Source organism: Burkholderia diffusa, assembly GCF_902499115.1.
GTDB classification, from domain to species: Bacteria; Pseudomonadota; Gammaproteobacteria; order Burkholderiales; family Burkholderiaceae; genus Burkholderia; species Burkholderia diffusa.
Genome location: NZ_CABVPN010000006.1, coordinates 244,585 through 251,450 on the forward strand (window position 1 = coordinate 244,585; position 6,866 = coordinate 251,450).

Genomic DNA, 6,866 nt, shown 5'->3' on the forward strand with positions numbered 1-6,866 from the left:
TTACCGGCCGAGCGTAGCCTGCAGCGCGCGCTCGATGTCCGCACGCAGGTCGGCTTCATCTTCGAGACCGACATAGAAGCGCACCAGCGTGCCGCGATGCGGCCACTCCGCACGCATCGACGCCACGTCGTAAGGCATCGCGAGGCTGCATGCGCCGCCCCAGCTCCAGCCGATCGCGAACAGCTCGAGCGCCTCGACGAAACGATCGATCTGCTCGCTGCTGTAGCGCTCATCGAACACCACCGAGAACAGCCCGCCCGCGCCGGTGAAGTCGCGCACGAACGATGCGTGCCCCGGACAGTCGGGCAACTGCGGATGCAGCACGGCCGCGATCTCCGGGCGCGCCTTCAGCCATTGCGCAAGCGCGAGCGCGCTCTTGCCGTGCGCGTCGAAACGCACCTGCATGCTCGGCAGGCTACGCAGCACGAGCGAGCAATCATCGACCGAGACGCCGATCCCGCAGCGCATCCGTGCGAGCTTCAGTTGCGCGTGCAGTTCCGCGTTCGCGGTGATGGTCGCGCCCATCAGTACGTCGCTGCCACCCGATTGATACTTGGTCAGCGCCTGCACCGAGATGTCGACCCCATGCTCGAACGGCTTGAACGCGAGGCCGGCCGAATACGTGTTGTCGATCGCGGTGACGATGCCGCGCGCCTGCGCGACCGTCGTGATCGCGCGCACGTCGGGCACTTCCATCGTCACCGAGCCCGGCGCCTCGATCCAGATCAACCGCGTGTTCGGCTGGATCAGGTCGGCGATGCCGGCACCGACGAGCGGATCGTAGAAGCGCGCGACGATGCCGAAATCCTTCGCGAGCCAGTTGCCGAAATCGGCGTTCGGCCCGTAGACGTTGTGCGGGATCAGCACGTCGTCGCCCGCCTTCACGATCCCGAAATAGACGTTCATGATCGCCGCGAGGCCCGACGGCTGCAGCAGCGCGTGCGTGCCGCCCTCGATCTCGGCGAGCCGCTGCGCGAGCGCGAGCGACGTCGGCGTTGCGTGCAGTCCATAGCGCCACTGATTGTCGTTGTGCCAGACCAGCGCGCGCATCGTCGCGAGATCGGGGAACACGACCGTCGATGCACGCTCGACCGGTGGGACGAACGAACGGAAGCCTTCCGGAATGATGTCGTCGGGTTGAACGATGCGGGTCTGGAGTGCGCGCTTCGAAGTGGATGCAGTCATGGCTGGAGACCGGGGGAAAGGCCGTTCGGTTGCGGAATATGTCGCTAGAGTAGCCAAAATCGGCGCGCTTGGCCCGGTACAATGCGCGCCGCGCGCACCGAGCCAGCGCGCGCTCAGTTGGTGGTGCGCAGGTCGACGATGCCGCCGACCGTCTCGATTTCCCGTACGCGGCCGTCGCGCACCTGCAGCGCCGCGCGCTTGCCCGGCGCCGGGCGCAGCACGACGGGTTGCGGATCCGATTCGTCCGAGTTCATCCGGTCGGCCTTCAGGTCGCCCGTCGCGTCGAAGCGGCCAATCCACACGCCGGTGATGTTCGTGCCGTCGTTCGATTCCTCGATTTCGAGCGTGTCTCCGTCGCGATCGCCGGCGAGCAGCACCACCTCGCCCGTGTCCGCGAACTGGTATTCGCCGTGCACGCCTTCCTCGTCCGTCTTCGGCCCGAGATGCACGACGATCGGCCGGTCGCCGAGGGTGCCCTCGTAGCGCGGCAGGCGGGCGAATTCCGGATTCGGCCGCAGCGGCCGCGCGGGCGCCGCTTCATCCTGCTGCGCGCCCGGCGCGACGGCCTGCGCCGCGACCACGCCCGGCATCGCGAGGCCCGCCGCCAGCACACTGGCGATCACCAGCGCCCGTTGCCATTCGGAATATCGACCCACCTTGTGTTGCTCCTTGCTTCAGATTCGCTCGAAAAAACGCGGCGGCATGCTGCCAGCCGCCGATGGTCATCCTCACGTACGCGAGGCCACGACCGGCGTGCGTGAGCCGCGTCAGCCCTGCATCAGGCGTTCCACCGCCTCGCGCAACGGAATCGGCGCGACCGCGCCGTAACCCGTCGTCGACAGCGCCGCCGCCGCGTTCGCATAACGCGCGGCCGCGAACGGATCGTCGCCCGCGACGATCCGTGCAACGAACGCACCGCCGAAGCAGTCGCCCGCGCCCGTCGCGTCGACGGCCTCGACCGCGAAGCCCGGCACCACACGCCGTTCGTTCGGGGTCGCCACGTACGCGCCTTCCTTGCCGAGCTTCAGCGCGACGACCCGAGGCCCGTGTTCGAGCATCGCATCGACGATCGCGTCGCGATCGTTCGCGCCCGTGAGCGCCGTGACGTCGTCCCAGCTCGGCAGGCAGATGTCCGTCTGGCGCAGCGCTTCGCGCATCACCGCGCGGGCGCGCGGCAGCGGCCACAGCTTCAGGCGCAGGTTCGTATCGAAGCTGACCTGCGCGCCGTTGCTGCGCGCGTGATCGATCGCCGCGAACGCGGCGTCGCATGCGGCCGTGCTGATCGCGAGGCTGATGCCCGACAGGTGCACGGCCTTCGCCGCCGCCAGCGCATCGAGCGGCAGGTCGGCCACCGCATAGCGGCTCGCCGCCGAGCCCGCGCGCAGATAGTCGAACTGGTGACCCTCAGCGCCGTGCGTGACGAAATACACGCCGGTCGGCGCCGCGCGGTCGATCCGCACGTACGTCGTGTCGACGCGCTCCGCCGCCCACATGTCGGCCAGCAAGCGGCCGAACGGATCGTCGCCGATCGCGGACACGAAGCCCGTCGACGCACCCTGGCGCGCCGCGGCGATGCAGAAGTTCGACGTGTCGCCGCCGAAACCCTGCAGGAACTCCGGACGCCCCGGCTGCGACTGGTTGAATTCGATCATCGCCTCGCCGAGCGCGAGGATCTGCGGAAACGCAGCGGTCATCGCTTAAACCTCGCCCCACAGGTCGTGGCCGTCCGCGCCGGTGATCTTCACCGACACGAAATCGCCGACCTTGTAGCGCTTCGACGCCTTCATCGCCGGTTCGACGTAGACGACCCCGTCGATCTCCGGCGCATCCGCCGCCGTGCGGCCGATGCCGCCTTCCTCGCTGACTTCGTCGATCAGCACCTTGAGGGTCTTGCCGACCTTGCGCTGGATGCGCTGCGCCGACACTTCCTCGGCGACTTCCATGAAGCGCGCGCGGCGCTCTTCGCGAACGTCGTCCGGCAGTGCGCCGTCGAGGTCGTTCGCCGTCGCGCCTTCGACCGGCGAATAGGCAAAGCAGCCGACGCGATCGAGTTCCGCCTCGCGGATGAAGTCGAGCAGCGTTTCGAACTGCTCTTCCGTCTCGCCGGGGAAGCCGGCGATGAACGTGCTGCGGATCGTCAGGTCCGGGCAGATCTCGCGCCACTTCTGCACGCGCTCGAGCACCTTCTCGGCGTTCGCCGGGCGCTTCATGCGCTTCAGCACTTCCGGATGTGCGTGCTGGAACGGCACGTCGAGATACGGCAGCACGTGGCCCTTGAACGGGCCTTCGGCCATCAGCGGAATGACTTCGTCGACGCTCGGATACGGATACACGTAGTGCAGGCGCACCCATGCACCGTACTGCGCAGCGAGTTCGCCGAGCGCGGCGACCAGGTCGGTCATGCGCGTCTTGATCGGCTTGCCGTTCCAGAAGCCCGTGCGGTACTTCACGTCGACGCCGTACGCGCTCGTGTCCTGCGAGATCACGAGCAGTTCCTTCACGCCCGACTTGAACAGGTTCTCCGCTTCGAGCATCACTTCCGCGACCGGGCGCGACACGAGGTCGCCACGCATCGACGGAATGATGCAGAACGTGCAGCGGTGGTTGCAGCCTTCGGAAATCTTCAGGTACGCATAGTGGCGCGGCGTGAGCTTGATGCCGGCGGCCGGCACGAGGTCGACGAACGGGTCGTGCGGCTTCGGCAGATGCGAATGCACGGCCTGCATCACTTCACCCACCGCGTGCGGGCCGGTGACGGCGAGCACCTTCGGGTGGACTTCCTCGATGAGGTTCGAGCCGCTGGCGCTCGACTTCGCGCCGAGGCAGCCGGTGACGATCACCTTGCCGTTCTCGGTCAGCGCTTCGCCGATCGCGTCGAGGCTTTCCTGCACGGCCTCGTCGATGAAGCCGCAAGTGTTGACGACGACGAGGTCGGCACCGTCGTAGGTGCCGGAGATTTCATAACCTTCGGCGCGCAGTTGGGTGATGATTTGTTCGGAATCGACGAGCGCCTTGGGGCACCCGAGCGACACGAAGCCTACTTTGGGGGACTGGGACATCTGGAATGTGGGGGGCGTGGCGGCAAAAGCGTGAGTTTACAGCTATTTATGGGTCAGCGAGGCAAAACCGGCGATCAAGACGCCGTGGATGGCGCCCTCAATACGCAGCGCGCGCAGGCGCATCGGACCGCCACCGGCGGCTGATCCAGCCCTTTCAGACCGAGATGATGAAACGATGGGCACGATCACCGCACGTCGTGCACGACAATCGCCCCTGCCTCACTCCGCCCCTATGCGAAAATCGCTGCATCCGCTCCCTTCACTTACCCAATGGGGTTCGCATGACCACCCACATCACGATCGAATTCACCGAGCACGCCGCCGAGACCATCGGCGAGCAGACCAGCACCAGTTTTTCCTATGACCAGGGCGCCCACGTGCCGCAGCCGGGCGACTTCGTCGAACTCGAGAATTCGCGGCAGACGTTTCTCGTGATCGGCCGGGTGTTTTCGCTGAAGGCGAACTACTGCGCGGTGAAGCTCGTGCTCGACCTTCCTCCCGCAGACGATCACCAGGATTTCGATCCGGCACTTTGAGGTAAGCCGGCGAACCGCGGGCGCTTTGCCGCTGCCCGTCATCACAAGGTCCGACGCAACGGCGATCGGCCGCAATGGCACAAACGCACGCCATGAGGCGCGACACGCCCGGGTATCGATTCGCTGATGACTGTCTGGATGAGGTCGGGGCGACCAGATCACGATCATGCCCGCCCCCACGCGAGGGTACGGGCATTCGGTGCCGACGATCAGGAGCGACCGTCGGCAACATCTTGCGGCAGCGGCCATCGTCGTGCCCGGGCACACGATCGGCCGCATCGCACCGCCGCGTGTCGCGGCACCAAACCAGGCGTCGGGCGGCGGGTGCCGCCGCGACCGGCCTGCCGCGCACGCGTTACTTCTTCTCCGGCTCCGGCGCGCCCGGTTGCTTGAACGGGAACGTGCTGAACATCGACTTCGCCTGGTTCTGCATCTGCTCCTGCATCTGCACGAACATGTTCTTCGACTGCTCGATGTAGCTCGTCATCATCCCTTGCATCATCGGCGCCTGCATGTTCATGAACTGCGACCAGACTTCCGGATTCATCGCGTTGCCTTCGTACAGGTTCTTCGATTGATCCGCGAGCTTGTTCTGGATGTCGATGAACGCCTGGATGTTCTTTTCCAGGTACGTTCCCATCATGCCCTGCATCGCATGACCGTAGAAACGGATGATCTGCGACAGCATCGACGACGAGAACATCGGCACGCCACCGCTCTCTTCCTCGAGGATGATCTGCAGCAGGATGCTGCGCGTCAGGTCCTCGTTTGATTTCGCGTCGACGACCTTGAAGTCCTCCTGTTCCAGCACGAGCTGCTTGACGTCGGTCAGCGTGATGTACGTGCTCGTCTCGGTATCGTAGAGCCGGCGGTTCGGGTACTTCTTGATGAGCCGCTCGGCCGTTTTCTTTGTAGTAGTCATGTAACGCCTTTCGGTGCAGCGTAGCGCAAGTGACAAATCCCCGCTTCCCGGATCCGGGAAGCGGGGGCCTTCGGAAACGCCAGGCCGCGCGGCCGCAGCGGCGCGCGCAGCCAGACGTTCAGCCCATATGCAGGCCGCCGTTCAGCGAGAAGTCGGCGCCCGTCGCGAAGCCGGAGTCATTCGACGCGAGCCACGCGACGATCGAACCGATTTCCTCCGGCCCGCCGAGACGACGCACCGGGATCGTCGCGACGATCTTCTCGAGCACGTCCGGCCGGATTGCCTTCACCATGTCGGTGCCGATGTAGCCGGGCGACACGGTGTTGACCGTCACGCCTTTCGTTGCGACTTCCTGCGCGAGCGACATCGTGAAACCGTGGATGCCGGCCTTCGCGGTCGAGTAGTTCGTCTGGCCGAATTGCCCCTTCTGGCCGTTCACGGACGAAATGTTGATGATCCGGCCCCAGCCACGCTCGACCATCCCGTCGATCACCTGCTTCGTCACGTTGAACAGGCTCGTCAGGTTGGTGTCGATAACGGCCGTCCAGTCTTCATGCGTCATCTTGCGGAACACGACGTCGCGCGTGATGCCCGCGTTGTTGACCAGCACGTCGATCTCGCCGACTTCGGCCTTGACCTTGTCGAACGCTGCCTTGGTCGAGTCCCAGTCGCCCACGTTGCCTTCCGACGCGATGAAATCGTAGCCGAGCGCCTTCTGTTCCTCGAGCCATTTCACCCGGCGCGGCGAGTTCGGGCCGCAACCCGCGACCACCTTGAAGCCGTCTTTCGACAGACGCTGGCAGATGCTGGTGCCGATGCCGCCCATCCCGCCCGTTACGTACGCAATTCGCTGAGACATAAATCTCACTCCATTTTTTGGTTTCGAGAGCCGCCGGAGGCCCCCTCTGACTTCACGTGCGCCGGCCGAAGCCGCAATCGGCCGGCGCACGGATTGGTTTGGCAGTGACCGACGAGCCGTTACGGACGTTCGACCGCGAGCGCGACGCCCATCCCGCCGCCGATGCACAGCGACGCCAGCCCGCGCTTCGCATCGCGCTTGACCATCTCGTGCAGCAGCGTCACCAGAATCCGGCAGCCCGACGCGCCGATCGGGTGACCGATCGCGATCGCCCCGCCGTTCACGTTCACCTTCGACGTGTCCCA

7 protein-coding genes and 1 pseudogene are annotated in these 6,866 nt (G+C 65.6%); 1 reads left to right on the top strand and 7 read right to left on the bottom strand.

Going from position 1 to position 6,866, the window contains the following annotated elements; genetic code table 11:
• The 4 genes from BTE28158_RS08600 to rimO all read right to left on the bottom strand — a co-directional run bounded on the left by BTE28158_RS08600 (position 1) and on the right by rimO (position 4,244).
• Positions 1-1,185 carry a cystathionine beta-lyase gene (locus tag BTE28158_RS08600; RefSeq protein WP_059606923.1) on the bottom strand — a complete coding sequence of 395 codons (1,185 nt, stop codon included), beginning with the start codon at positions 1,183-1,185 and terminating at the stop codon, positions 1-3.
• A gap of 113 nt (positions 1,186-1,298) precedes the next feature.
• On the bottom strand, positions 1,299-1,841 hold the full coding sequence (locus BTE28158_RS08605) for a hypothetical protein (protein WP_124902384.1): 543 nt from the start codon (positions 1,839-1,841) through the stop codon (positions 1,299-1,301).
• Positions 1,842-1,952: 111 nt separating this feature from the next.
• Complete coding sequence (locus tag BTE28158_RS08610; RefSeq protein WP_151050563.1) at positions 1,953-2,879, bottom strand: sugar kinase; 927 nt, start codon at positions 2,877-2,879, stop codon at positions 1,953-1,955.
• 3 nt (positions 2,880-2,882) lie between these two features.
• The gene (rimO, locus tag BTE28158_RS08615; RefSeq protein ID WP_151050565.1) at positions 2,883-4,244 is read right to left on the bottom strand and encodes a 30S ribosomal protein S12 methylthiotransferase RimO; all 1,362 of its coding nucleotides are present in this window, start codon (positions 4,242-4,244) and stop codon (positions 2,883-2,885) included.
• A 281-nt stretch (positions 4,245-4,525) separates the two neighbouring features.
• On the opposite strand from rimO, the gene BTE28158_RS08620 reads away from it, so the two are divergent.
• The gene (locus BTE28158_RS08620; protein ID WP_059537455.1) at positions 4,526-4,780 is read left to right on the top strand and encodes a hypothetical protein; all 255 of its coding nucleotides are present in this window, start codon (positions 4,526-4,528) and stop codon (positions 4,778-4,780) included.
• Between the two features lie 355 nt (positions 4,781-5,135).
• Here the strand turns inward: BTE28158_RS08620 and phaR are convergent, their stop codons facing one another.
• From phaR to BTE28158_RS08635, 3 genes and pseudogenes are all read right to left on the bottom strand, one after another.
• Positions 5,136-5,702 carry a polyhydroxyalkanoate synthesis repressor PhaR gene (gene phaR, locus BTE28158_RS08625; protein ID WP_011549704.1) on the bottom strand — a complete coding sequence of 189 codons (567 nt, stop codon included), beginning with the start codon at positions 5,700-5,702 and terminating at the stop codon, positions 5,136-5,138.
• A 118-nt stretch (positions 5,703-5,820) separates the two neighbouring features.
• Positions 5,821-6,561: a 3-ketoacyl-ACP reductase gene (locus BTE28158_RS08630; protein ID WP_059606930.1), complete on the bottom strand. Its 741-nt coding sequence runs from the start codon at positions 6,559-6,561 to the stop codon at positions 5,821-5,823.
• A gap of 119 nt (positions 6,562-6,680) precedes the next feature.
• A pseudogene (locus BTE28158_RS08635) lies at positions 6,681-6,866 on the bottom strand (acetyl-CoA C-acetyltransferase); the annotation flags it as partial.